General features: G+C 61.3%; 22 protein-coding genes and 3 tRNA genes. All 25 read left to right on the top strand.

Features of this window, described 5'->3' with window-relative positions:
• The first annotated feature begins 188 nt into the window (after positions 1-188).
• The 25 genes from lon to HK439_RS21650 all read left to right on the top strand — a co-directional run bounded on the left by lon (position 189) and on the right by HK439_RS21650 (position 24,408).
• Positions 189-2,618: an endopeptidase La gene (gene lon, locus HK439_RS21770; protein WP_190293594.1), complete on the top strand. Its 2,430-nt coding sequence runs from the start codon at positions 189-191 to the stop codon at positions 2,616-2,618.
• 188 nt (positions 2,619-2,806) lie between these two features.
• Positions 2,807-3,082, top strand: a complete 276-nt coding sequence (locus HK439_RS21765) for an HU family DNA-binding protein (RefSeq protein ID WP_190293593.1) — start codon at positions 2,807-2,809, stop codon at positions 3,080-3,082.
• Between the two features lie 196 nt (positions 3,083-3,278).
• Positions 3,279-3,354, top strand: a tRNA-Val gene (locus tag HK439_RS21760).
• 790 nt (positions 3,355-4,144) lie between these two features.
• Positions 4,145-4,221 (top strand) — tRNA-Asp (locus HK439_RS21755).
• A 59-nt stretch (positions 4,222-4,280) separates the two neighbouring features.
• Positions 4,281-4,357: transfer RNA gene (locus HK439_RS21750), tRNA-Asp, on the top strand.
• 521 nt (positions 4,358-4,878) lie between these two features.
• Positions 4,879-5,244: an NADH-quinone oxidoreductase subunit A gene (locus HK439_RS21745; RefSeq protein ID WP_190293592.1), complete on the top strand. Its 366-nt coding sequence runs from the start codon at positions 4,879-4,881 to the stop codon at positions 5,242-5,244.
• Entirely contained in the window at positions 5,235-5,816 is a 582-nt protein-coding gene (locus tag HK439_RS21740; RefSeq protein WP_190293591.1) for a NuoB/complex I 20 kDa subunit family protein, read from the top strand. Before HK439_RS21745 ends, HK439_RS21740 begins: the two co-directional genes overlap by 10 nt.
• 66 nt (positions 5,817-5,882) lie before the next feature.
• A complete protein-coding gene (locus HK439_RS21735) occupies positions 5,883-6,488 on the top strand; it encodes an NADH-quinone oxidoreductase subunit C (RefSeq protein ID WP_190293590.1) in 606 nt (201 codons plus the stop codon).
• A gap of 11 nt (positions 6,489-6,499) precedes the next feature.
• Positions 6,500-7,684, top strand: coding sequence for an NADH-quinone oxidoreductase subunit D (locus HK439_RS21730; protein WP_190293589.1), 1,185 nt, complete (start codon positions 6,500-6,502; stop codon positions 7,682-7,684).
• 81 nt (positions 7,685-7,765) lie between these two features.
• Positions 7,766-8,983 (top strand): NADH-quinone oxidoreductase subunit E, encoded by a 1,218-nt coding sequence (locus HK439_RS21725; RefSeq protein ID WP_190293588.1) that lies wholly within the window; start codon positions 7,766-7,768, stop codon positions 8,981-8,983.
• 9 nt (positions 8,984-8,992) lie between these two features.
• Positions 8,993-10,291 carry an NADH-quinone oxidoreductase subunit NuoF gene (gene nuoF, locus HK439_RS21720; RefSeq protein WP_190293587.1) on the top strand — a complete coding sequence of 433 codons (1,299 nt, stop codon included), beginning with the start codon at positions 8,993-8,995 and terminating at the stop codon, positions 10,289-10,291.
• Positions 10,292-10,319: 28 nt separating this feature from the next.
• Entirely contained in the window at positions 10,320-12,416 is a 2,097-nt protein-coding gene (nuoG, locus tag HK439_RS21715) for an NADH-quinone oxidoreductase subunit NuoG (RefSeq protein ID WP_190293586.1), read from the top strand.
• A gap of 16 nt (positions 12,417-12,432) precedes the next feature.
• Positions 12,433-13,482: an NADH-quinone oxidoreductase subunit NuoH gene (gene nuoH, locus HK439_RS21710; protein WP_190293585.1), complete on the top strand. Its 1,050-nt coding sequence runs from the start codon at positions 12,433-12,435 to the stop codon at positions 13,480-13,482.
• Between the two features lies 1 nt (position 13,483).
• Positions 13,484-13,720 carry a hypothetical protein gene (locus HK439_RS21705; RefSeq protein WP_190293584.1) on the top strand — a complete coding sequence of 79 codons (237 nt, stop codon included), beginning with the start codon at positions 13,484-13,486 and terminating at the stop codon, positions 13,718-13,720.
• A 23-nt stretch (positions 13,721-13,743) separates the two neighbouring features.
• Complete coding sequence (gene nuoI / locus HK439_RS21700; protein ID WP_190293583.1) at positions 13,744-14,232, top strand: NADH-quinone oxidoreductase subunit NuoI; 489 nt, start codon at positions 13,744-13,746, stop codon at positions 14,230-14,232.
• Positions 14,233-14,326: 94 nt separating this feature from the next.
• Positions 14,327-14,941, top strand: a complete 615-nt coding sequence (locus HK439_RS21695; protein ID WP_190293582.1) for an NADH-quinone oxidoreductase subunit J — start codon at positions 14,327-14,329, stop codon at positions 14,939-14,941.
• A gap of 100 nt (positions 14,942-15,041) precedes the next feature.
• Positions 15,042-15,350 (top strand): NADH-quinone oxidoreductase subunit NuoK, encoded by a 309-nt coding sequence (nuoK, locus tag HK439_RS21690; protein ID WP_190293581.1) that lies wholly within the window; start codon positions 15,042-15,044, stop codon positions 15,348-15,350.
• A gap of 6 nt (positions 15,351-15,356) precedes the next feature.
• Positions 15,357-17,345, top strand: a complete 1,989-nt coding sequence (nuoL, locus tag HK439_RS21685; RefSeq protein ID WP_190293580.1) for an NADH-quinone oxidoreductase subunit L — start codon at positions 15,357-15,359, stop codon at positions 17,343-17,345.
• The gene (locus HK439_RS21680) at positions 17,345-18,865 is read left to right on the top strand and encodes an NADH-quinone oxidoreductase subunit M (RefSeq protein ID WP_190293579.1); all 1,521 of its coding nucleotides are present in this window, start codon (positions 17,345-17,347) and stop codon (positions 18,863-18,865) included. Before nuoL ends, HK439_RS21680 begins: the two co-directional genes overlap by 1 nt.
• 24 nt (positions 18,866-18,889) lie before the next feature.
• Positions 18,890-20,332 (top strand): NADH-quinone oxidoreductase subunit NuoN, encoded by a 1,443-nt coding sequence (gene nuoN / locus HK439_RS21675; protein ID WP_190293578.1) that lies wholly within the window; start codon positions 18,890-18,892, stop codon positions 20,330-20,332.
• A gap of 17 nt (positions 20,333-20,349) precedes the next feature.
• The gene (locus tag HK439_RS21670; protein WP_190293577.1) at positions 20,350-21,120 is read left to right on the top strand and encodes a biotin--[acetyl-CoA-carboxylase] ligase; all 771 of its coding nucleotides are present in this window, start codon (positions 20,350-20,352) and stop codon (positions 21,118-21,120) included.
• Between the two features lie 63 nt (positions 21,121-21,183).
• Entirely contained in the window at positions 21,184-22,851 is a 1,668-nt protein-coding gene (locus HK439_RS21665; RefSeq protein WP_190293576.1) for a ribonuclease J, read from the top strand.
• A 48-nt stretch (positions 22,852-22,899) separates the two neighbouring features.
• On the top strand, positions 22,900-23,304 hold the full coding sequence (gene mce, locus HK439_RS21660) for a methylmalonyl-CoA epimerase (RefSeq protein ID WP_190293575.1): 405 nt from the start codon (positions 22,900-22,902) through the stop codon (positions 23,302-23,304).
• Positions 23,305-23,571: 267 nt separating this feature from the next.
• Positions 23,572-23,976, top strand: a complete 405-nt coding sequence (locus HK439_RS21655; protein ID WP_190293574.1) for a hypothetical protein — start codon at positions 23,572-23,574, stop codon at positions 23,974-23,976.
• A gap of 180 nt (positions 23,977-24,156) precedes the next feature.
• Positions 24,157-24,408 (top strand): DUF1467 family protein, encoded by a 252-nt coding sequence (locus HK439_RS21650; protein ID WP_190293573.1) that lies wholly within the window; start codon positions 24,157-24,159, stop codon positions 24,406-24,408.
• The last annotated feature ends 62 nt before the right edge of the window (positions 24,409-24,470 follow it).

Raw genomic sequence — 24,470 nt, 5'->3', positions numbered from 1 at the left:
TCCACCTGCCTTGACACTTCGGGGACAGGTGTCCACCTAATAGGTGATCCAATCCGGCAATGCGGACCGGGTCCGGGCCCATCGGGACGGAACGGTCCGGCTCTTACGGGCGATGTCGTCCGATGCCGGCTTCCAGTGCCAGCAACCGCTTTATCAAGGGGTGCCGGCGCGCAAAGAAAGGAATGATAATGAGCGACGCTGAAACCCGCTCTTTCGACGTGACGGAAACTGCCGTCTATCCTGTGCTCCCTTTGCGGGATATCGTCGTATTCCCGCATATGATCGTCCCCCTGTTCGTCGGGCGCGAAAAGTCCATTCGCGCGCTCGAGGAAGTGATGACCACCGACAAGCACATCCTACTCGCAACCCAGAAGAATGCGGCGGATGACGATCCCGATTCCGACCAGATCTACGAGGTCGGCACGCTGGCGACGGTGTTGCAGCTCCTGAAACTGCCCGACAACACCGTGAAGGTGCTGGTCGAGGGCGGCGCGCGGGCGCGCATCGAAGGCTACACCGACCGCAGCGACTACTATGAAGCCACCGCGACGGTCCTGCCGGAGCGCGACGGCGAAGACGTGGAAATCGAGGCCCTGGCACGCTCGGTGCTGGCGGAGTTCGAAAACTACGTCAAGCTAAACAAGAAGGTGTCGCCGGAAGTTCTGGGCGCGGTCAACCAGATCGACGACTATTCCAAGCTCGCCGATACGATCGCTTCGCATCTGGCGATCAAGATCCCGGAAAAGCAGGAAATCCTCGGCGTCGATTCCATCTCCGAGCGCCTTGAACGGGTTCTCGGCATGATGGAAAGCGAGATTTCCGTCCTGCAGGTGGAAAAGCGGATCCGTTCGCGTGTCAAGCGCCAGATGGAGAAGACCCAGCGCGAGTACTATCTGAATGAGCAGATGAAGGCCATTCAGAAGGAACTCGGCGACAACGAGGACGGACGCGACGAAATCGCGGAACTTGAAGAGAAGATCAAGAAGACCAAGCTCTCCAAGGAAGCGCGCGAACGGGCGAATGCGGAGATCAAGAAGCTCAAGCAGATGAGCCCGATGTCGGCGGAAGCCACCGTCGTGCGCAACTACCTCGACTGGCTGGTCGGCATTCCGTGGAACAAGAAGAGCAAGGTCAAGCACGATCTCGCCTTTGCCGAAACGGTGCTCGACACCGATCACTATGGCCTGGAGAAGGTCAAGGAGCGGATCGTCGAATACCTGGCCGTCCAGGCGAGGGCGAACAAGCTGAAGGGCCCGATCCTCTGCCTGGTCGGTCCTCCCGGCGTCGGCAAGACCTCGCTCGGCAAGTCCATCGCCAAGGCGACCGGACGCGAGTTCGTGCGCATGTCGCTCGGCGGCGTTCGCGACGAAGCGGAAATCCGCGGCCACCGGCGGACCTATATCGGCTCGATGCCCGGCAAGGTCATCCAGTCGATGAAGAAGGCCAAGAAATCCAATCCCTTGTTCCTGCTCGACGAGATCGACAAGATGGGCATGGATTTCCGCGGCGATCCGTCGTCGGCGCTCCTGGAAGTGCTGGATCCGGAACAGAACTCCTCGTTCATGGATCACTATCTGGAGGTCGAATACGACCTGTCGGACGTGATGTTCGTGACCACGGCCAATACGCTCAACATTCCGGCGCCGCTGATGGACCGGATGGAGGTGATCCGTATTGCCGGTTACACCGAGGACGAGAAGATCGAGATCTGCCGCCGGCACCTGCTGCCGAAGGCGGAAAAGGATCACGGCCTGCGCGAGGGCGAGTTTGCGATCGAGGACGAGGCCCTGCGCTTCGTTGTGCGCCGCTACACCCGTGAGGCGGGCGTGCGTAACCTCGAACGCGAAATGGCGACCCTTGCCCGTAAGGCGGTCAAGGACATCCTGATGAGCGACAAGGAAAAGATTGTCGTCACCACGGAAGTCGTTGAATCCTATCTCGGCGTGCCGCGCTATCGCTACGGCGAGGCGGAACTCGAGGATCAGGTCGGTGTGGTCACCGGTCTCGCCTGGACGGAAGTCGGCGGCGAGCTGCTCACCATCGAAGGCGTCATGATGCCCGGCAAGGGCAAGATGACGGTGACGGGCAACCTGAAAGACGTGATGAAGGAATCCATTTCCGCCGCTGCGTCCTACGTGCGGTCCCGTGCGATCGACTTCGGCATCGAACCGCCGATGTTCGAGAAGCGCGACATCCACGTCCACGTTCCGGAGGGGGCAACCCCGAAGGACGGTCCGTCGGCCGGTATCGCCATGGCGACAGCCGTCATCTCGACGCTGACCGGTATTCCGGTGCGCCGCGATGTGGCCATGACCGGCGAGATCACCCTTCGCGGACGGATCCTGCCGATCGGCGGTCTGAAGGAGAAGCTGCTTGCAGCCCTCAGGGGCGGCATCAAGACGGTGATGATCCCGGAAGACAATGCCAAGGATCTGGCGGACATTCCGGACTCGGTGAAGAACTCGCTGGAAATCATCCCGGTCTCGAGCATGGAAGAGGTGCTGAAAACGGCTCTCGTCCGCTTGCCGGAACCCATCGAATGGGACGAGGCAGCCGCCGATGCGGCCGCAAAAGCGGCCCGATCGGACGATGATTCGGCAGGCGTCGTTGCGCACTGAGCGCGCCTGAAACCGTTGCAAAAATGCAAAGCCCCGGGGTCTCCGGGGCTTTTCTTTTGAATAATCACCAAAAATGGCGGTTTTCTGCGAAAAAATGGCTTGCGTTCCGGCTCATTTCGCACGAATTTCCGGCAACGGCGCTGACGGGAATCGTTGGCTTACCGCCGTTTCTTAGAAAGGTATCTACTATGAACAAGAACGATCTGATCGCAGCAGTCGCAGAAAAGACCGGCCTCACCAAGGCCCAGGCAGGCGAGGCTGTTGACGCAACGTTTGATGCTGTCACCACGACCCTCAAGAGCGGTGGCGAAGTGCGCATCATCGGTTTCGGCAATTTCACCGTTTCTGAGCGCGCTGCGACCGAAGGCCGTAACCCGCGCACGGGTGACACGATCCAGATCCCGGCTTCCAAGACGCCGAAGTTCAAGGCCGGTAAGGGCCTCAAGGACGCTGTGAACAGCTAATCCTGATTTCCTTCAGAAAGCCCTGCGCGCCGGAATGGTGCGTGGGGCTTTTTGCGTTTGAGGGGCGGGTTTCTTCCAAGGCACAGGGGCGCCGCATCCGCCGTCCACAGCGTGGGAGAAATCGCAGACTGTCCTCTTGCCAAGTCGCCGCGAAGCTCCTAAAAGGCAGCTCTCCGGACGCAAGTGTTGCGGTTCAGGGCGATTAGCTCAGTTGGTAGAGCGCCTCGTTTACACCGAGGATGTCGGGAGTTCGAGTCTCTCATCGCCCACCATTATTCACCTTCACGCTGCCGCGCCAAGGGCGCTTCGCTCCAGTCGGGGCCTCGCATCGGCTCGGGCGGCCGTCGGCCTTGCGAACCCTTCGGTTTCGGATTCTCCGACTTCACGCTGCCGCGCCAAGGGCGCTTCGCTCCAGTCGGGGCCTCGCATCGGCTCGGGCGGCCGTCGGCCTTGCGAACCCTTCGGTTTCGGATTCTCCGACTTCACGCTGCCGCGCCAAGGGCGCTTCGCTCCAGTCGGGGCCTCGCATCGGCTCGGGCGGCCGTCGGCCTTGCGAACCCTTCGGGTTCGGATTCTCCGACTTCACGCTGCCGCGCCAAGGGCGCTTCGCTCCAGTCGGGGCTTCGCATCGGCTCGGGCGGCCGTCGGCCTTGCGAACCCTTCGGGTTCGGATTCTCCGACTTCACGCTGCCGCGCCGAGGGCGCTTCGCTCCAGTCGGGGCCTCGCATCGGCTTGGGCGGCCTTTGGCCTTGCGAAGCCATTGGGTTCGGATGGTTTTCCTCGAAGGTTATCATCCGACTGAACGCCGATGCCTGTTTAGAGCGGGAGTATAAGGCTTGTAGGGCTGCGCAGTTTCAGAGACGGTTCACCAGAGCCCTGCAAGTCGCTGTCTGCATTCAAGTTTATCCACAGCGGGTCTGGCGGGTGGTGGAGCGTTGGCGCTGGCCTTTCGGCTTGTTTCGCAAAAACGACATATAAGCGCTTTCAGAGTGCTTGACTTCCATCCGCTGCCACCGTACATCAGCGCCACCTTGGAACGACAACATGTCGTTTCGCTCCAAGCGGGTGTAGCTCAGTTGGTTAGAGTGCCGGCCTGTCACGCCGGAGGTCGCGGGTTCGAGCCCCGTCACTCGCGCCACTTCCCAAAACGGTCCTGACGGACACGGGGGAAGGGCGCTTCAAAATACCGTAACGTGTGCGGGTGTAGCTCAGTTGGTTAGAGTGCCGGCCTGTCACGCCGGAGGTCGCGGGTTCGAGCCCCGTCACTCGCGCCACTTACGGTTCCCAATTTTTCCATCTTAAAAAAATTCAGACACGCGGGTCCGCCTTGCGGAGACCGTCTGCTGTGGACGCGCGGCGGTGCTAACGATCCGCAATTAAACGCGCTTTGGTCTTTTCAAGGCGGCAAGGACGAGTCGTATCGGGCCGCCGGCTAAGCTCTTAAAACATATGCAAAAAATTGAATATTAAGCAGATTTGACGTGTTGAGTCGGGAGCAAATGCGCTCCGGTGGAATTTTTTCTGCCCCCTCTGCAAAGGTAATGACCACCTCGAACCCCGCTGAAAAGCGCGGATCGCGAAGGGTTGCCGGCAATCCGGCGATATGAAGGCAAATGTTTGGCCTCATGAGGTCTTGCGTTGCACCAAAGCGTGAGATACCTGTGCGGACGCATGTTGGTTAAAACCTGACCGACTGGCCCTTACGACGCGTGTTCCCATGCCGGAGCAATGCGGCAAGGCCCTGATGGTTGGACCATCCTCCGGTCCGGCCTCAAAATGCTAAGGACGCGAAAGAATGGAAGAGCTGCTGCGGGAATATATCCCCATCGTCGTCTTCATTGGGATCTCGCTGGTAATAGGTCTGGCGCTTTTGATCTCGCCGTTTCTCCTTGCCTACAAGAATCCGGATCCGGAGAAGCTGTCCGCCTACGAGTGCGGCTTCAACGCTTTTGACGATGCGCGCATGAAATTCGATGTCCGCTTCTATCTGGTGTCCATTCTGTTCATCATCTTCGACCTCGAAGTCGCCTTCCTGTTTCCCTGGGCCGTTAAATTCGGCGACCTGGGCTGGTTCGGCTTCTGGTCCATGATGGTCTTCCTGGGCGTCCTGACGATCGGCTTTATCTATGAATGGAAAAAGGGAGCGCTGGAATGGGATTGACCACCACATCCGGTCCGCTCATCGCGGAAAGCCCGAAGGGCATCATCGACCCGAACACCGGCAAGCCGGTCGGCGCCGACGATCCGTTTTTCCTCGAAGTCAATGACGAGTTGGCCGACAAGGGCTTTCTCGTCACCTCCACCGACAATCTGATCCAGTGGGCGCGCACGGGCTCGCTGATGTGGATGACCTTCGGCCTGGCCTGCTGCGCCGTCGAAATGATGCAGATGTCGATGCCCCGCTACGATGCCGAACGCTTCGGTTTCGCGCCGCGCGCCTCACCGCGCCAGTCGGACGTGATGATCGTCGCCGGTACGCTGACCAACAAGATGGCGCCGGCGCTGCGCAAGGTCTACGACCAGATGCCCGAGCCGCGTTACGTGATCTCGATGGGGTCCTGCGCCAACGGCGGCGGCTATTATCACTTTTCCTATTCGGTCGTGCGCGGCTGTGACCGCGTCGTCCCGGTCGACATCTATGTCCCCGGGTGCCCGCCGACGGCCGAAGCCCTTCTTTACGGCGTCCTGATGCTGCAGAAGAAGATCCGCCGTACGGGCACCATCGAACGCTAGTTTTGGAAATTCCCGGAAGGCGGTTCCGCCGCCTTCGGCACATGCCCCCGGGGGAGTGAGGTCAAAATGGACGAGACATTGAAGGAACTTGCCGAGCATATCGAGCTTGGTCTTGGTGAGTCTCTTTTGTCCTGGAACGTCGCTTACGGCGAACTGACCCTGACGGTGAGTGCGTCGGATATCATCGATGTGTGCCGTTTCCTGCGCGACAACAGCTCGTGCAAGTTCGTCAATCTGACCGATATCTGCGGTGTCGACTATCCGGCGCGCGAGAAACGGTTCGACGTGGTCTACCACTTCCTGTCGCCGATGCAGAACCAGCGCATCCGGGTGAAGGTGGCAACCGACGAGAATACGCCGGTCGCATCGCTCACGCCGGTGTTTCCCGGGGCCGAATGGTTCGAGCGCGAAGCCTATGACATGTACGGCATCCTGTTTTCCGGTCATCCGGACCTGCGGCGGATCCTGACCGACTACGGCTTCGACGGCCATCCGCTCCGCAAGGATTTCCCGGTCACCGGTTATGTCGAGGTCCGCTACGACGACGAGAAGAAGCGCGTCGTCTACGAGCCGGTTCGCCTGAACCAGGAATTCCGCAATTTCGATTTCCTCTCGCCCTGGGAAGGCACGGACTACGTGCTGCCGGGCGATGAAAAAGCAACCACGAATTAAGGCTTTCGACGATGGCCGAAGCGCAGGTTCGAAACTTCAATATCAATTTCGGTCCGCAGCACCCGGCGGCCCACGGCGTATTGCGCCTGGTGCTGGAGCTGGACGGCGAGGTGGTGACCCGTGTGGATCCGCATATCGGCCTGCTGCACCGCGGCACCGAGAAGCTGATCGAACAGAAGACCTATCTCCAGGCCGTGCCCTATTTCGACCGCCTCGACTACGTGGCGCCGATGAACCAGGAGCATGCCTTCGCGCTTGCCGTGGAACGTCTGCTCGGCATCACCGTGCCGATGCGCGGCCAGCTGATCCGCGTGCTCTATTCCGAAATCGGCCGTCTGCTGTCGCATCTTCTGAACGTGACCACCCAGGCCATGGACGTCGGTGCGCTGACGCCGCCTCTGTGGGGCTTCGAGCCGCGCGAAGAGCTGATGGTGTTCTACGAGCGGGCCTGCGGTGCGCGCATGCACGCCGCCTACGTCCGTCCGGGCGGGGTACACCAGGACCTGCCGCGTGATCTTCTCGACGATATCTGGGACTTCTGCGATCCGTTCCTGCAGACCCTGGACGACATCGAAGGCCTTCTGACCGACAACCGCATCTTCAAGCAGCGTAACGTCGATATCGGCGTGGTCGACCTCGACGATGCCTGGGCCTGGGGGTTCTCCGGCGTGATGGTGCGCGGGTCCGGCGCCGTCTGGGACCTGCGCAAGTCGCAGCCCTATGAGTGCTACGCCGATCTCGACTTCGACATTCCGGTCGGCAAGAACGGCGACTGCTACGACCGCTATCTCATCCGCATGGAAGAGATGCGCCAGTCGGTCCGGATCATGAAGCAGTGCCTGGAAAAGCTGACCATCGAAACCGGTCCGATTTCGTCCACCGACGGCAAGATCGTGCCGCCGAAGCGCGGTGAGATGAAGCGGTCCATGGAAGCGCTGATCCATCACTTCAAGCTTTACACCGAAGGCTATCACGTGCCCGCCGGCGAGGTTTACGCCGCCGTGGAAGCGCCCAAGGGCGAGTTCGGCGTTTTCCTGGTCGCAGACGGCACCAACAAGCCCTACCGCTGCAAGATCAAGGCACCGGGCTACGCCCACCTGCAGGCGATGGATTTCGTCTGCCGGGGCCACATGCTGGCCGACATCTCGGCGGTGCTCGGCTCCATGGACATCGTGTTCGGCGAGGTCGACCGGTGACCGGATCGTCCAGCCAGTCAATTTCGACCGCAACCGCCGGATTTCCGGCTGCGGTCAAGCGTATGAAACGGGGATAACACCATGGCGGTTCGCAGACTTGCCGCGGAACAACCTGAGAGCTTCGAGTTCACCGAGAAGAACCTCGCGTGGGCGAAGAAGCTGATCGACCGCTATCCGGCGGGCCGTCAGGCCTCCGCAGTCATTCCGCTGTTGTGGCGCGCGCAGGAGCAGCATGACGGCTGGGTGTGCGAGCCGGCGATCCGCTATATCGCCGACATGCTCGACATGCCCCATATCCGCGTGCTCGAAGTCGCCACCTTCTACACCATGTTCCAGCTGCAGCCGGTCGGCAAGAAGGCGCATATCCAGGTTTGCGGTACCACGCCCTGCCAGCTCCGTGGCTCAGAAGACCTGATCAAGATCTGCCAGAGCCGCATTGCCAAGCACATGCATGAAATCTCCGAGGACGGCATGTTCTCCTGGGAGGAAGTGGAATGTCTCGGCGCCTGCGTGAATGCGCCGATGGTTCAGATCTTCAAGGATACCTACGAGGACCTGACGCCGGAAAGCTTCAACAAGCTGATCGACGACATTGCCGCCGGCAACGAAGTGACCCCCGGTCCTCAGAACGGCCGCCGGTTCTCCATGGCGGAAGGCGGGCAGACCAGCCTGACCGAAATCAAGGACAACACCAAGGGGAGCGATCCGGTTCCCCATCTGGTCGACGGCGCCGAAAAGGCCTCCCATGCCTTTGCCGGTGCATCGATCAACGCGGGCGGCAATGATTTCGACGGCGTGCCGGTGCCGGCCGAAGAAGCTGTTGCCAAGGTGAAGGCGGAATTCGCAGCAAAATCCGCGCAGAAGGCCGATGCACCCGCGCCGGCCAAGGAAGAAAAGCCGAAGCCTGCACCTGCGAAGGCGGAAAAGCCGAAGGCTGCTCCTAAGAAGGCCGCTCCCGCGCTTGAAAAGCCGGCAGAACTGCCGCTGCTTGCCGCGGAAAAGGAACCCGAATTGCTGGAAGGCCCGAAGGGCGGCAAGGCGGATGACCTGAAACAGCTGAAGGGCGTCGGTCCGAAGTTGGAAGGCACGCTCAACGAACTGGGTATCTACCACTTCCATCAGGTCGCCGCCTGGGGGCCTGAGGAAATCGCCTGGGTGGATACACGGTTGAAGTTCAAGGGCCGGATTGAGCGTGACGGCTGGATCGAACAGGCCAAGACCCTCGCCGCCGGCGGGGAAACGGAATTCTCCAAGCGCGTTGCCGCGGGCGATGTGCCCTCGAGCAAGAGCGAAGAGTAGGGGGAAGAGATGCTGAAAGATCAGGATCGGATCTTCACCAATATCTACGGCCTTCATGACTGGGGTCTTGAAGGTGCGATGAAGCGTGGCCAGTGGGACAATACCAAGGCCCTGCTCGACAAGGGACGCGACTGGATCGTCAATGAAATGAAGACCTCGGGTCTGCGCGGGCGCGGCGGCGCCGGCTTCCCGACCGGTCTGAAATGGTCGTTCATGCCCAAGGAATCCGACGGTCGTCCGGCCTATCTGGTCGTCAACGCCGACGAATCCGAACCGGGCACCTGCAAGGACCGCGAGATCCTGCGCCACGACCCGCATACGCTGGTCGAAGGCTGTCTCGTCGCCGGTTTCGCCATGGGCGCGATCGCGGCCTATATCTACGTGCGCGGCGAGTTCATCCGCGAACGCGAGCGCCTGCAGGCGGCAATCGACCAGGCCTATGACGCCGGCCTGATCGGCAAGAACAACAAGAACGGCTACGACTTCGATATCTACGTCCACCACGGCGCCGGCGCCTATATCTGCGGCGAGGAAACGGCCCTGCTGGAGAGCCTTGAAGGCAAGAAGGGCCAGCCGCGCCTGAAGCCGCCGTTCCCGGCGAACGTGGGTCTCTACGGCTGTCCGACCACCGTGAACAACGTGGAATCCATTGCCGTTGCGCCGACCATCCTGCGCCGCGGAGGCACCTGGTTTGCCGGTCTCGGCAATCCCAACAACACCGGCACCAAGCTGTTCTGCGTGTCCGGTCACGTCAATCAGCCCTGCACGGTGGAAGAAGAACTCGGCATTCCCTTCCGCGAGCTGATCGACAAGCATTGCGGCGGCATTCGCGGCGGCTGGGACAACTTGCTGGCCGTGATCCCGGGCGGATCTTCCGTGCCCTGCCTGACGGCGGAACAGTGCAAGGATGCGCCGATGGATTTCGACACCCTGCGCAATCTCGGCTCCGGCCTCGGCACGGCGGCCGTGATCGTGATGGACAAGTCGACCGACATCATCAAGGCGATCGCGCGGCTGTCCTATTTCTACAAGCACGAGAGCTGCGGCCAGTGCACGCCGTGCCGGGAGGGCACCGGCTGGATGTGGCGCGTCATGGAACGCATGGTCAAAGGCAATGCGTCGCGTGAGGAAATCGATCTGCTGTTCAATGTGACCAAGCAGGTCGAGGGCCACACGATCTGTGCGCTTGGCGATGCGGCCGCGTGGCCGATCCAGGGGCTCATCAAGAATTTCAGGCCGGTCATCGAACAGCGTATCGACGACTATGTCGCCAAGGCGAAAGCCCCGGCGATGGTCGCGGCAGAGTAACGCGGGAACGGGATTTGGAGAGCAGGCGATGACAAAGCTGATCATCGACGGCAATGAAGTGGACGTCCCGGCGGACTACACGCTGCTTCAGGCCTGTGAAGAGGCGGGGGCCGAGGTTCCGCGGTTTTGCTACCACGACCGGCTGTCGATTGCCGGCAACTGCCGCATGTGTCTGGTCGAAGTGAAGGGCGGACCGCCCAAGCCGACCGCGTCCTGCGCCATGTCGGTCAAGGATCTGCGTCCGGGGCCGAACGGCGAGCCGCCGGTCGTCGAGACCAAGAGCCCGATGGTCAAGAAGGCCCGCGAAGGGGTGATGGAGTTCCTGCTCATCAACCACCCGCTGGACTGCCCGATCTGCGACCAGGGCGGCGAGTGCGACCTGCAGGACCAGGCCATGGCCTACGGGATCGATGCCTCGCGCTTCCACGAAAACAAGCGCGCGGTGGAAAACAAGCACCTCGGCCCGCTGGTCAAGACGATCATGACCCGTTGCATTCACTGCACGCGCTGCGTCCGCTTCACCACCGAAGTCTGCGGCGTCGCCGACATGGGCCTGATCGGCCGCGGCGAGGATGCGGAAATCACCACCTATCTGGAAGCGGCCCTTTCGTCGGAAATGCAGGGCAACGTCGTCGATCTCTGCCCGGTCGGCGCGCTGACCTCCAAGCCTTACGCTTTCAACGCCCGTCCGTGGGAACTGGTGAAGACCGAAAGCATCGACGTGATGGATGCGGTCGGATCCGCGATCCGGGTCGATACGCGCGGCCGTGAAGTCATGCGCATCATGCCGCGGCTCAATGAGGCGGTGAACGAGGAGTGGATCTCCGACAAGACCCGCTACATCTGGGACGGTCTCAAGACCCAGCGCCTCGACCGGCCCTATGCCCGCAAGGACGGTAAGTTGCAGCCGGTCTCCTGGACAGACGCCTTCCAGATCATTGCCGACAAGGTGAGCTCCTCCGACAGTGCGAAGATCGGTGCGGTTGCCGGTGATCTGGCAAGCGTCGAGGAAATGTTCGCCCTGAAGGAGCTGATGTCCTCGCTCGGGTCGCACAACATCGATTGCCGCCAGGACGGTGCAGCGCTCGATCCGGCCAAGGGTCGTGCAAGCTATATCTTCAATTCCACCATTGAAGGTATCGAGGATGCCGACGCGGTGCTGATCATCGGCGCCAACCCGCGCCTGGAAGCGCCGGTGCTGAACGCGCGGATCCGCAAGCGCTGGCGCCAGGGCGACCTGCCGGTCGGCGTCGTCGGCGAGGCGGCGGATCTCACCTATGCGACCATCTATCTCGGCGCCGGTCCGGAAACGCTGGCCGATCTGGTGGCCGGCAAAAACAGCTTCGCCGATGTGCTGAAGGCAGCCAAGAAGCCGCTCATTATTGTCGGCCAGGGCGCGCTTGCGCGGGTCGACGGCGTGTCCGTCCTGGCCAATGCCGCCAAGCTTGCCGACAAGGTCGGCGCGGTCAGCGGCGACTGGAACGGGTTCTCGGTCCTGCACACCGCGGCATCCCGCGTCGGCGGCCTCGACATCGGCTTCGTGCCGAACGACGGCGGCATGAGCATTGCCGCCATGCAGGATGCGGCATCGAAGGGCAACCTCGACGTTCTCTTCCTGCTGGGTGCGGACGAAATGGACATGTCCGCCTTCGGCGATGCGTTCGTGGTCTATATCGGCACGCACGGCGACCGCGGCGCGCACCGTGCCGACGTGATCCTGCCGGGGGCCGCCTACACGGAAAAATCGGGCCTTTACGTCAACACGGAAGGCCGGGTGCAACTGGGCGACCGGGCCGGCTTCCCTCCGGGCGAAGCCCGCGAGGACTGGGCGATCCTGCGTGCGCTGTCTGCCGTTCTCGGCAAGACGCTGCCGTTCGACACGCTCGGCGCGCTGCGCGGGCTTCTCGGCGAAGCCTATCCGCACATGCTTGAGATCGACAGCATCAAGGCGGGCGAGCCGCAAGAGATCGCGGCCCTTGCCAAGGGCGCCGGCAAGATGGAAGCCGCCGGCTTTGCCAATGCGGTGACCGAATTTTACCTGACAAACCCGATCGCTCGGGCCTCGGCGGTGATGGCGGAATGTTCCGCGCTCGCCAAGGCTCGGACGGCGGAAGCAGCGGAATAAGGGGCAGGGGACAGACATGTCGGATTTCATGACGACCTACGGCATTCCGTTTCTCTGGATGGTGTTCCAGAGCGTGCTGCTGCTTGTCGTGCTTTTGGTGATCGTCGCCTATGTCCTTTACGCGGACCGCAAGATCTGGGCGGCCGTCCAGATCCGCCGCGGCCCGAACGTGGTCGGGCCCTGGGGGCTTTTCCAGAGTTTCGCCGACCTTTTGAAGTTCGTCCTGAAGGAGCCGGTCATTCCGTCGGGCTCCAACAAGATCCTGTTCCTGCTGGCGCCGCTGATTTCCGTGATGCTGGCGCTGGCCGCCTGGGCGGTGATTCCCGTCGCGGACGGCTGGGTGATCGCCAACATCAACGTCGGCGTCCTGTTCGTCTTTGCGGTCTCCTCGCTCGAGGTCTACGGCATCATCATGGGCGGTTGGGCGTCCAACTCGAAATATCCGTTCCTGTCGGCCCTGCGCTCTGCCGCGCAGATGGTGTCCTACGAGGTCTCCATCGGCTTCGTGATCGTGACCGTTCTGCTGTGCGCGGGTTCCTTGAACCTGTCGGAGATCGTCCTGTCGCAGAAGACCGGTCTTGCCACCATGCTCGGCGTGCCGTGGCTGTCGTTCCTGAACTGGTACTGGCTGCCGCTATTCCCGATGTTCGTCGTGTTCTTCATCTCGGCCCTCGCCGAGACGAACCGCCCGCCGTTCGATCTGGCGGAAGCGGAATCGGAACTCGTTGCGGGCTTCATGGTCGAATACGGCTCGACTCCGTACATGATGTTCATGCTCGGCGAATATGTCGCCATCTGCCTGATGTGCGCGCTGATGACCATCTTCTTCATGGGTGGATGGCTGCCGCCGTTCGATTTCGCACCGTTTACATGGGTGCCGGGCGTCGTCTGGTTCATTTTGAAGTGCCTGCTGGGCTTCTTCATGTTCGCCATGGTGAAGGCCATGGTGCCGCGCTATCGCTACGACCAGCTCATGCGCCTCGGCTGGAAGGTGTTCCTGCCGCTGTCGCTGTTCATGGTGGTTCTGGTGGCGGGCGTGCTGCAGGTCATGGGATGGGCACCGTAAGGTGAGTGTTTCGGTCGCCGGACTGATCGGAGCCGCCATTGGTCTTTACCTCGGCTGGCTCGACTGGAAGATCCTGAAAGGGGTGATCCAGGCGGCTGAAATGAAAAACAGGCAAGGGGGCGGCGACGGCGGGTTCGCCGCGAAATACAAGACGCCCCTGAGCTGGATCGTATTTTTGGTTCCGGTGATCGGATTTCCGGTGATCGGGTACTGGGCCGGTGTCGGACTTACCGGCTGAGACACAAGGGAAGGCAACAGGCGATGGGACTTGATCAGGCCGCCAAATCGCTGTTCTTGAAGGAATTCGTATCGGCGTTCATTCTCGCCATGCGCTATTTCTTCAAGCCGAAGCCGACGGTGAACTACCCCTTCGAAAAGGGGCCGGTGAGCCCGCGCTTCCGCGGTGAACATGCTCTGCGCCGTTATCCGAACGGTGAGGAACGCTGTATTGCCTGCAAGCTGTGCGAGGCAATCTGCCCGGCGCAGGCAATCACGATCGAGGCCGGGCCGCGCCGCAACGACGGCACGCGCCGGACCACCCGCTACGACATCGACATGGTGAAATGCATCTATTGCGGCTTCTGCCAGGAAGCCTGCCCGGTGGATGCCATCGTCGAAGGGCCGAACTTCGAATTCGCCACGGAAACCCGCGAGGAGCTCTACTACTCGAAAGAGAAGCTGCTCGCGAACGGAGACCGTTGGGAACGGGAACTCGCCCGCAACATCGATATGGATGCTCCTTACCGGTAGGGGCAAAACGCAATCAGAGGCTCTTCCGGCAATCCGGCCGGTGGGGTCTTAAAGAAGGGGCCGGGTTCCGGCCAGAGGACAGGCAGGTCTAGAAATGATCCTGAACGCGCTCTTTTTCTATTTGTTCGCCGGGGTGACGGTGGCATCCGCCTTCATGGTGATTGCCTCGCGCAATCCGGTGAGTTCGGTGCTGTTCCTCATCCTTGCGTTCTGTAACTCCGCCGGGCTGTTCGTGATGCTGGGAGCGGAATATCTGGCCATGCTGCTGGTCGTCGTCTACGTCGGCGCGGTCGCGGTGCTGTTCCTGTTCGTGGTCATGATGCTCGACGTGGACTTCGTCGAATTGCGCCAGGGCTTCCTGCAGTACCTGCCGATCGGCGCTCTGGTCGGACTGGTTCTGTTGATCGAACTGGTGCTCGGCCTCGGCGCCTGGGTGATTTCTCCGGAAATCGCCGGCCACGGCGCGGAGCCGATGCCGGTGCTCAGCGATGTCTCGAACATCCAGGCCATCGGCGATGTGCTCTACACGAAATACGTCTTCTTCTTCCAAGTGGCCGGACTGGTGCTGCTGGTGGCCATGATCGGCGCCATCGTGCTGACGCTGCGCCACAAGGAAAACGTCAAACGCCAGGATATCTCGAAGCAGGTTGCCCGTAACAAGGAAATCGCTATCGAGATCCACAAGGTGGAGACTGGCAAGGGTATCTAACGCGCTTTTTAAGCGCTCATTCGATGATCCGGACGGCGGTGAAACACTCCGCGCCGCAGTCCGGTTGAGATTAAACGAGGGGGAGCACGGCGAGGCGCCCATGGAAATCGGTCTGTCGCATTATCTCACGGTCGCGGCGATCCTGTTCACGATCGGGATCTTCGGAATCTTCCTGAACCGGAAGAACGTGATTGTCATCTTGATGTCCATCGAGCTGCTGCTCCTGGCCGTCAACATCAACTTTGTCGCCTTCTCGACCTTTCTCGGCGACATGATGGGGCAGATCTTCACCATGCTGGTTCTCACGGTCGCCGCCGCGGAAGCCGCCATCGGGCTGGCCATCCTGGTGGTGTTCCACCGCAACCGCGGCTCGATTGCCGTGGAAGACATCAACGTGATGAAAGGCTAGGGGCGAATGTACTCTGCAATTGTCTTCCTGCCCCTGATCGGGTTCCTGATTGCCGGACTGTTCGGCCGGGCGATCGGCGCCAAGGCAAGCGAATACATCACCAGCGGTCTGGTGATCATCGCGGCCATCCTGTCCTGGGTTGCCTTCTTCTCCGTCGGTTACGGCGAAACCGCGCTTTACCAGATCCAGATCATGCGCTGGATCACCGCGGGCGCGCTGGACGTGTCGTGGTCGATCCGGGTCGATACGCTGACCGTGGTCATGCTGGTGGTGGTGAATTCGGTCTCCGCCCTGGTGCACGTCTATTCCATCGGCTACATGCACCATGATCCGCACCGCCCGCGGTTCTTCGCCTATCTGTCCCTGTTCACCTTCGCCATGCTGTCACTGGTGACCTCCGACAACCTGCTGCAGATGTTCTTCGGCTGGGAAGGCGTGGGTCTTGCCTCCTACCTGCTGATCGGTTTCTGGTACCAGAAGCCTTCGGCGAACGCGGCCGCGATCAAGGCGTTCGTTGTCAACCGCGTCGGCGACTTCGGCTTCGCGCTCGGCATCTTCGGCGTTTTCTTCCTGTTCGACAGCATCGACATGTCGACCATCTTCGCCAATGCGCCTGCCCTGGCGGGAGAACACGCCGAGGTGATGACCTTCCTCGGCCATCAGCTCGACCCGCACGGGGCGCTGACCGTGGTCTGCCTGCTGCTGTTCATGGGGGCGATGGGCAAGTCGGCCCAGTTCCTGCTGCATACCTGGCTGCCGGACGCCATGGAAGGCCCGACGCCGGTTTCCGCGCTCATTCACGCCGCGACCATGGTGACGGCTGGCGTGTTCATGGTGGCGCGCCTGTCGCCGCTGTTCGAGCTGTCGCACACGGCGCTCACCGTCGTGACCTTCTTCGGTGCCACCACCGCCTTCTTCGCGGCAACGGTCGGCCTCGTCCAGAACGACATCAAGCGGGTGATCGCCTATTCGACCTGTTCCCAGCTCGGCTACATGTTCGTCGCCCTCGGCGTCGGCGCCTACGGGGTGGGCATCTTCCACCTGTTCACCCATGCCTTCTTCAAGGCACTCCTGTTCCTGTGCGCCGGTTCGGTGATCCACGCCGTTTCCGACGAGCAGGACATGCGCAAGATGGGTGGCCTGAGGAAACACATTCCGTTCACCTACTGGACGATGATGATCGGCACGCTCGCCCTGACCGGGGTCGGCCTGCCGCTCACCTCCATCGGCTTTGCCGGGTTCATCTCCAAGGACGCGATCATCGAGGCGGCCTACGCCGGCCACAATTCCTTCGCGATCTACGGTTTCTGGCTGACGGTCATAGCCGCTGCGCTGACCTCGTTCTATTCCTGGCGTCTGACCTTCATGACCTTCCACGGCAAGCCGCGCGCGCCGGTCGATGTCATGAGCCATGTCCATGAATCGCCCTGGGTGATGCTGGTGCCGCTGTTGCTCTTGTCCGTCGGAGCCGCCCTGGCCGGCATGGTGTTCAAGGGCGTGTTCATCGGCGAGGCGTTCGAGGAATTCTGGAAAGGCGCCATTTTCCTCGGTCCGGACAACCACATCATGCATGCCATGCACGAGGTGCCGGGCTGGGTGAAGGTTTCGCCCTTCGTCATGATGCTCGGCGGGTTCCTGGTGGCCTACCAGTTCTACGTCCGCTCGCCGGAATCGCCGAAGCGGCTGGCGGAACGTCATTCCGGTCTTTACCAGTTCCTGCTCAACAAGTGGTACTTCGACGAGCTCTATGACTTCCTGTTCGTGAGGCCCGCCATGTGGGTCGGCCGGAAGCTGTGGAAGAAGGGCGACGGGACGATCATCGACGGCTTCGGTCCCGATGGCGTTGCCGCCCGCGTCCAGAACGTGACCACCTGGGTGGTCAAGCTGCAGACCGGATATCTCTACCACTATGCCTTTGCGATGCTGATCGGGGTGGCTGCGCTCATCACCTGGTCGATGTTCACCGGTGCGGGTACCGGTGGGGGAGCTCACTGATGAACGACTGGCCAATTCTTACGACCACGACTTTTCTGCCTCTGGCAGGTGTCCTGGCGATTCTCCTGGTGCCGGGAGACGACGAGGGCGGCAAGAAGAACATCCGGGGCGTGGCGCTTGTCACGACGCTGTTCACGTTTGCCCTGTCGCTGTTCATCTGGGGTAGCTTCGACTACCAGAACCCCGGTTTCCAGATGGTGGAAACCAGCGACTGGCTCGGCGGTACGATCACCTACAAGATGGGTGTCGACGGCATTTCGATGCTGTTCGTGATCCTGACCACGTTCCTGATGCCGTTCTGCATTCTCGCCTCCTGGGAGAGCATTCAGAAGCGGGTGAAGGAATACATGATCGCCTTCCTCATTCTGGAAACCCTGATGATCGGCGTGTTCTGCTCGCTGGATCTGGTGGTGTTCTACGTCTTCTTCGAAGCGGGCCTTATCCCGATGTTCCTGATCATCGGGGTCTGGGGCGGCGCGCGGCGCGTCTACGCATCCTACAAGTTCTTCCTCTATACGCTGCTCGGCTCGGTTCTGATGCTGATCGCCATCATGGCGATGTACTGGCAGGCAGGCACGACGGATATCGTCGCGCTGTTGAACCATCCGTTCCCGGTGGAGATGCAGGGTTGGCTGTGGTTCGCCTTCTTCGCAAGCTTCGCGGTGAAGATGCCGATGTGGCCGGTGCATACCTGGTTGCCGGATGCGCACGTGGAAGCGCCGACGGCCGGCTCGGTCATTCTGGCCGGTATTCTGCTGAAGCTCGGCGGCTACGGGTTCCTGCGGTTCTCGCTACCGATGTTCCCGGTCGCGTCCGATATGTTCGCGCCGTTCATCTTCACCCTGTCCGTGGTCGCGATCATCTACACCTCGCTGGTGGCGCTCGCCCAGGAAGACATCAAGAAGCTGATTGCCTATTCGTCCGTGGCCCACATGGGCTACGTCACCATGGGCATCTTCACCATGACGCCCCAGGGCGTGCAGGGCGGCATCTTCCAGATGCTGTCGCACGGCATTGTCTCCGGCGCGCTCTTCCTCTGTGTCGGCGTGATCTACGACCGGATGCACACCCGCGAGATTTCCGCCTACGGCGGACTGGTCAACAGGATGCCGAAATACGCGGTCGTGTTCCTGATCTTCACCATGGCCAATGTGGGCCTGCCGGGAACCTCCGGCTTCGTTGGTGAAATCCTGACGCTGATGGGTGCGTTCCAGGTGAACACCTGGGTGGCGTTCTTTGCGACCACAGGCGTGATCCTGTCGGCGGCCTATGCCCTCTATCTCTATCGCCGCGTCGTCTTCGGCGCGCTGGAGAAGGAGAGCCTGAAATCGATCCTCGATCTGTCCTTGCGGGAAAAGGCCATCCTGTTCCCGATGATCGCGCTGACGATCTTCTTCGGTTTCTATCCGATGGCGATCCTCGACGTGACCCAGGGCGCGGTCGACAACCTGATCAACTCCTATCACGCAGCGCTTGAGGCGGCTGGCCAAGTCCAGCAAGCCGTAGCGGTCGTGCACTAACGTTCCGAAGGCGAGAGACGAGACATGTCGGAAATGACCCATTTGCCAGATCTCCTGCCGGTTCTGCCGGAGATCTTCCTGGCTGTCGGCGTGATGGTCTTGTTGATGATCGGTGCCTTCGGCGGGCCGAGGATCAGTTTCCTGGTCAACGGCATGTCCATGGGGCTGATCGCGGCGACCGCGCTGTTCGTGCTGCCGTTCGGAGCGAAAATGGGCGAAACCTTCGGCGGCGCCTTCGTGCTCGACGATTTCGCCTATTTCATGAAGCTTCTGGTGCTGATCGGCTCGTTCTTCGCCATCGCCATGTCCTGGGCCTATGCGAAATCGCAGTCGTTCGACCGGTTCGAATATCCGATCCTGATTGTGCTGGCGACGCTCGGCATGCTGCTGATGCTGTCCGCCAACGACATGATCTCGCTCTATCTGGGTCTGGAACTGCAGAGCCTTTCGCTCTACGTGGTTGCGGCGATCAACCGGGATTCGGTGCGGTCCACGGAAGCGGGCCTGAAATACTTCGTTCTCGGCGCGCTGTCCTCCGGCATGCTGCTTTACGGCATGTCGCTGACCTACGGCTTCACAGGCCATACCGGCTTTGCTGAGATTTCCGAAGTGCTTGCCCACCAGGGCGCGTCGCTTGGCCTGATCTTCGGCCTGGTGTTCATCCTGGCCGGTCTTGCCTTCAAGATCTCCGCCGTGCCGTTCCACATGTGGACGCCGGATGTCTATGAAGGGGCGCCGACACCGGTGACCGCCTTCCTGGCGGCCGCGCCGAAGGTTGCCGCCATGGGCATGCTGGTGCGGATCGTCATCGACGCCTTCCAGCCGGTCACGACCGACTGGCAGCAGGTGATCGTGTTCGTGTCGATCGCCTCCATGGCGCTCGGCGCCTTTGCGGCCATCGGCCAGACCAACATCAAGCGCCTGATGGCCTATTCGTCCATCGGCCACATGGGCTATGCCCTGGTCGGGCTTGCGGCCGGTACGCAGACCGGCGTCGTCGGCGTGATCTTCTATATGACCGCTTATCTCGCCATGACCCTCGGCGTGTTCGCCTGCATCCTGTCCATGCGCCGCAAGGACGGCATGGTGGAGGACATCTATGAACTCGCCGGCCTGTCGCGCACCAATCTGCCGATGGCGATCCTGCTTGCGGTCCTGATGTGGTCGCTGGCCGGGATCCCGCCCTTCGTCGGGTTCTTCGGCAAGTGGTTCGTGTTCTCCGCAGCTGTGGAAGCAGGTCTTTATCCGCTGGCGGTCATCGGTGTCCTGATGTCGGTTGTCGGCGCCTACTATTACCTGCGTGTCATCAAGGTAATGTTCTTCGACGAACCGGCGGAAGCCTTTGAGGCCATGCCGATGGAATTGCGCTTCGTTCTCGGCCTGTCCGGGCTGTTCGTGATCTTCTTCGCGATCCTGCCCGGTCCGATCGTCCAGGCCGCGACGGTGGCTGCGGGATCGCTCTTCTGACCGGCGGTTCCTCTCGCATGAATACCGGCAACCCGGCGCGATCCGCGCCGGGTCTTCGCTTTGAGCATCACGACACGGTCGGTTCGACCAATACGCTCGCATTCGAGCGGGCCCGGTCCGGCGACCAAGGACACCTCTGGATAACGGCCGGGGAACAGTTACAGGGCAGGGGGCGGCTCGGTCGGGACTGGGCATCGCCGCGCGGCAATCTGTTCGCCAGTCACCTGCTGATCGATCCTGGGCCTGCGGAACGTCTGGGCGAACTGCCGCTCCTGGCGGCCGTTGCTCTGGCAGAAGCCGTGGACAAGGCGACCGGCGCGCACCATCTGGCAAAACTCAAATGGCCGAACGATCTCCTGATCGAGGGGGCGAAACTCTCCGGGATCCTGCTTGAAGCGGAAACCCTGTCGGACAAGCGCCTGGCGGTGGTGCTCGGTTTCGGGGTGAACTGCGTCTCGCATCCGGACCTCTCGCTCTATCCCAGTGTCGACCTGACCGCGCTCGGATACCGGGTCACGGCCGAGGGGCTTCTTGATCATCTGAGCGTCCGACTTGCGGAATGGCTTGAAAACTGGCAGAAGGCGGACGGTTTTTTACCGGTGCGCGAGGCGTGGCTTGCAAGGGCTGCCCATCTCGGTCAGAAGATAACCGTGCGCAACGCGTCCGATGAAATTTCGGGAACCTTCCTGGACCTCAATACCCGGGGTCATCTGGTCCTCAGACTTGATAGCGGTGAACTAAGGACCATCTTCGCCGGGGACGTCTTTTTGCCGGGCTTGAAGCCCTGATCTCACCTCCCTGAAATTCGGGGCTCGTCCGGCATTTCAACAAACCGCTGTTTGGAGTTTTGAGTGGCAGCAGCCAACGACATCGTCTTTTTGCCGCTCGGCGGCGTGGGCGAAATTGGAATGAACCTCGGCCTTTACGGCTATGGCCCGGAAGACAACCGATCCTGGCTTATCGTCGATTGCGGCGTGTCCTTTGCCGGACCGGAACTGCCGGGGATCGATCTCGTTCTTCCCGACATCAAGTTCCTCGAAGAGGAAGTCAACAACATCGTCGGCATGGTCATCACCCATGCGCACGAAGATCACTACGGCGGGATCATCCATCTGTGGCCGTTCCTGAAGGTGCCGGTCTATGCGACCGCCTTCACCGCCGGACTTCTGGAAGCCAAGTATGAAAGCGAGCCGGGATCGGAAAAGGTTCCGGTCACCGTCGTCAAGCAGGGCGAGCGCCACCAGATCGGTCCGTTCGATGTGGAATTCGTCGCCATGGCGCATTCCATCCCCGAACCGTGTGCCCTGGCAATCCGTACCCCCGCCGGGCTCGTCCTTCACACCGGCGACTGGAAGATCGATCTGACGCCGGGCGTCGGCCGTGCGATCGATCTGGACCGTCTGGGCGAATTGGGCCGGGAAGGCGTGATGGCGCTCGTCTGCGACAGCACCAATGCGATCCGCGACGGCGAAAGCCCCAGCGAGGCGGATGTCGCCGTCGAGCTGAAGAAAATCATCAAGTCGGCCAAGCACCGGGTGGCGGTGACGACCTTTGCCTCCAACGTGGCCCGGATCCGGGCGATCGCGGAGGCGGCGGCCGCCGCCGGCAGGGATGTGGTCGTCGTCGGCCGGTCCATGCTTCGGGTGATCGATGTCGCCGGCGAACTCGGCTATCTGGACGGTCTGCCGAGCTTTCATGACGAGGAAGCCTTCGGCTATCTGCCCCGCGACAAGACGGTTCTGCTTTGCACCGGTTCGCAAGGGGAGGCACGGGCCGCCCTTTCCAGGATAGCCGCCGGCGATCACCGCAACATCGCCCTGTCCAAGGGCGACATGGCGATCTTCTCCTCGCGGACGATTCCGGGCAACGAAAAGGCCGTCGGCGAGGTGATGAACAACTTCGCCAAGACCGGCGTTGAGATCGTGACCGACCGGGACGGCTTGGTGCATGTGTCCGGTCATCCGCGGCGCGGCGAACTGGAGCAGCTCTACAAATTGCTGAAGCCGAAAGTCGTGGTTCCCGTCCACGGGGAACCGTTGCATCTTGCCGCGCACGCAGAATTCGCGGCAGCGCAGAAGGTGCCGGAAGTCGTGCGTGGCAAGAATGGTGACATCATTCGGCTCGTGTCCGGTTCCGCCGGGATCATCGACGAGGCGCCGTCCGGCATCCTGGTCAAGGACGGCAACATTCTCGACGATCCGGAAGTGACCGGTGTCAAGGAACGGCGCAAGCTGTCCTATGCGGGCGCGCTCGTCGTCTCCCTGGTGGTCGACCGGGCGGGCGATCTTCTGGACGATCCGGAAATCGCGCCGATTGGGCTTCCGGACACGGACGATGAAGGCGAGCCGATGGAGGATATCATCTCCAAGGCGGTGGTCGGTGCCATCCGGAGCATTCCGAAGGCCCGGCGCAAGGACAAGGACCTGGTCGGAGAGGCCGCCCGTAGGGCAGCCCGGTCCGCCGTTCTTGAGGTTTGGGGCAAGAAGACGCTGTGCAAGGTGCTGGTCACCCGTATTTGACGTCTGTCCGGGCTTTGACGTCTGGCGAGCAGTTTGGGAGTGAGGTTCATGATCGGTCGGTTAAATCACGTGGCGATTGCGGTTTCCGATATCGAGGCGGCGGCGGCGGTCTACCGCGATACCCTTGGCGCGGATGTGTCTGAAAAGGTCGCGCAGCCGGACCACGGGGTCTCGACGGTTTTCATCAACCTGCCCAACACCAAGATCGAACTGCTGGAGCCGCTCGGTGAGAATTCGCCGATTGCCAAATTCCTGAAAAAGAATCCGTCCGGCGGCATTCATCACGTCTGTTACGAGGTCGATGACATCATCGCGGCACGCGACAAGCTGCTCGCCGATGGTGCGCGCGTCCTCGGCGACGGCGAGCCGAAGATCGGCGCCCATGGCAAACCGGTGCTGTTCCTGCATCCGAAGGACTTCCTGGGCACGTTGACCGAGCTGGAAGAAGCCTAAACGGTCTGCCGTTCGGAGTTGTCCCTGAAAGGGTCATACTGTTTTCAGGTTGTGGCCCCAATTCGGGCCACGGAACCGATTATGCAGTTGGGTCAGACCGTTATTACGCGAAACCCTTTGCATGATCGGACCCCATGCTGACCGCTCATCTTCCCGCCGGCTATTGCCTGACAAAACTGATGAAGGACCGGCCGCCTCTGCTGCTGCCGGTCGCCCTGTTTTTCTCTATCCTGCCGGACTTCGACCTGATCTGGTTTTTCTTGGTCGATGGCCGCCAAATTCACCATCACCGGTATTGGGTTCATATCCCGGCCTTCTGGGCCGTCGTCGGGAGCGAGCCTTGCCGCCTTCTGGGGCACGCGGCTTCGTCCTTACGTCATCATCGCCATTGCCGCGAGTTTTCTGCATCTGGTTCTGGACAGCCTGGTCGGCGGCATCCTGTGGCTTTCTCCATGGGACAACACGCTTTACCAGCTCGTGACGATTCGACCGACCCAACCGCACTGGCTGTTCAGTTTCGTCCTGCACTGGACCTTCCTGGCGGAACTGGTGATCTGGGGGCTGGCCCTTGCTCTGTACCGCAGAGAGGGCCGGGCCTCTGCATTTCCTGTAATGTCGGAGACGGTCGCCGCGCCGGCAGTCCAGACCGTGAAATCGCCGCCTTTCGAATAAATTCTGCGGCGACAGGCCTTCTGGGGTGCGACAAAGACCAGCAGCTGTTCATGTGGAAAGGAATTGGTCAAAAGGCGGCTGCGTATGTTAGGAGTGCGGCGTCGCTGGAAACGGCAGTCTCGGTATCGAGGCAATTTCCGGCAAACCGTTCCCGCAGCTGACGAGGCATAAGCGAGCACAATGAGCCTGACCTATGGCATCGCCGTCTATTTCATGATGTGGTGGATCCTGTTGTTTGCGTTTCTGCCCTTCGGATTTCACCGGACCCAGGAGGAAGCGGGGGAGGTCGTGCCGGGCTCGGATCCGGGCGCTCCGGAAAAGCCGAGGTTCCTGCGGGTGATCATTTTGACCACCATCGTGACGTCGACCCTGTTTGCCGGTTTCTATCTGCTGAAAACATCCGGCTTCAGCCTGTACGACCTACCGTTCTGATGAGAGCCGCCCGCTGAGCCGATCTGCCGGAAGCAGACTGAGGCGGAAGGTCGCGCTGCAAT

The organism is Roseibium aggregatum (assembly GCF_014692675.1).
Taxonomy (GTDB): domain Bacteria; phylum Pseudomonadota; class Alphaproteobacteria; order Rhizobiales; family Stappiaceae; genus Roseibium; species Roseibium aggregatum_C.
This window is presented reverse-complemented; position numbering and strand designations above follow the sequence as displayed.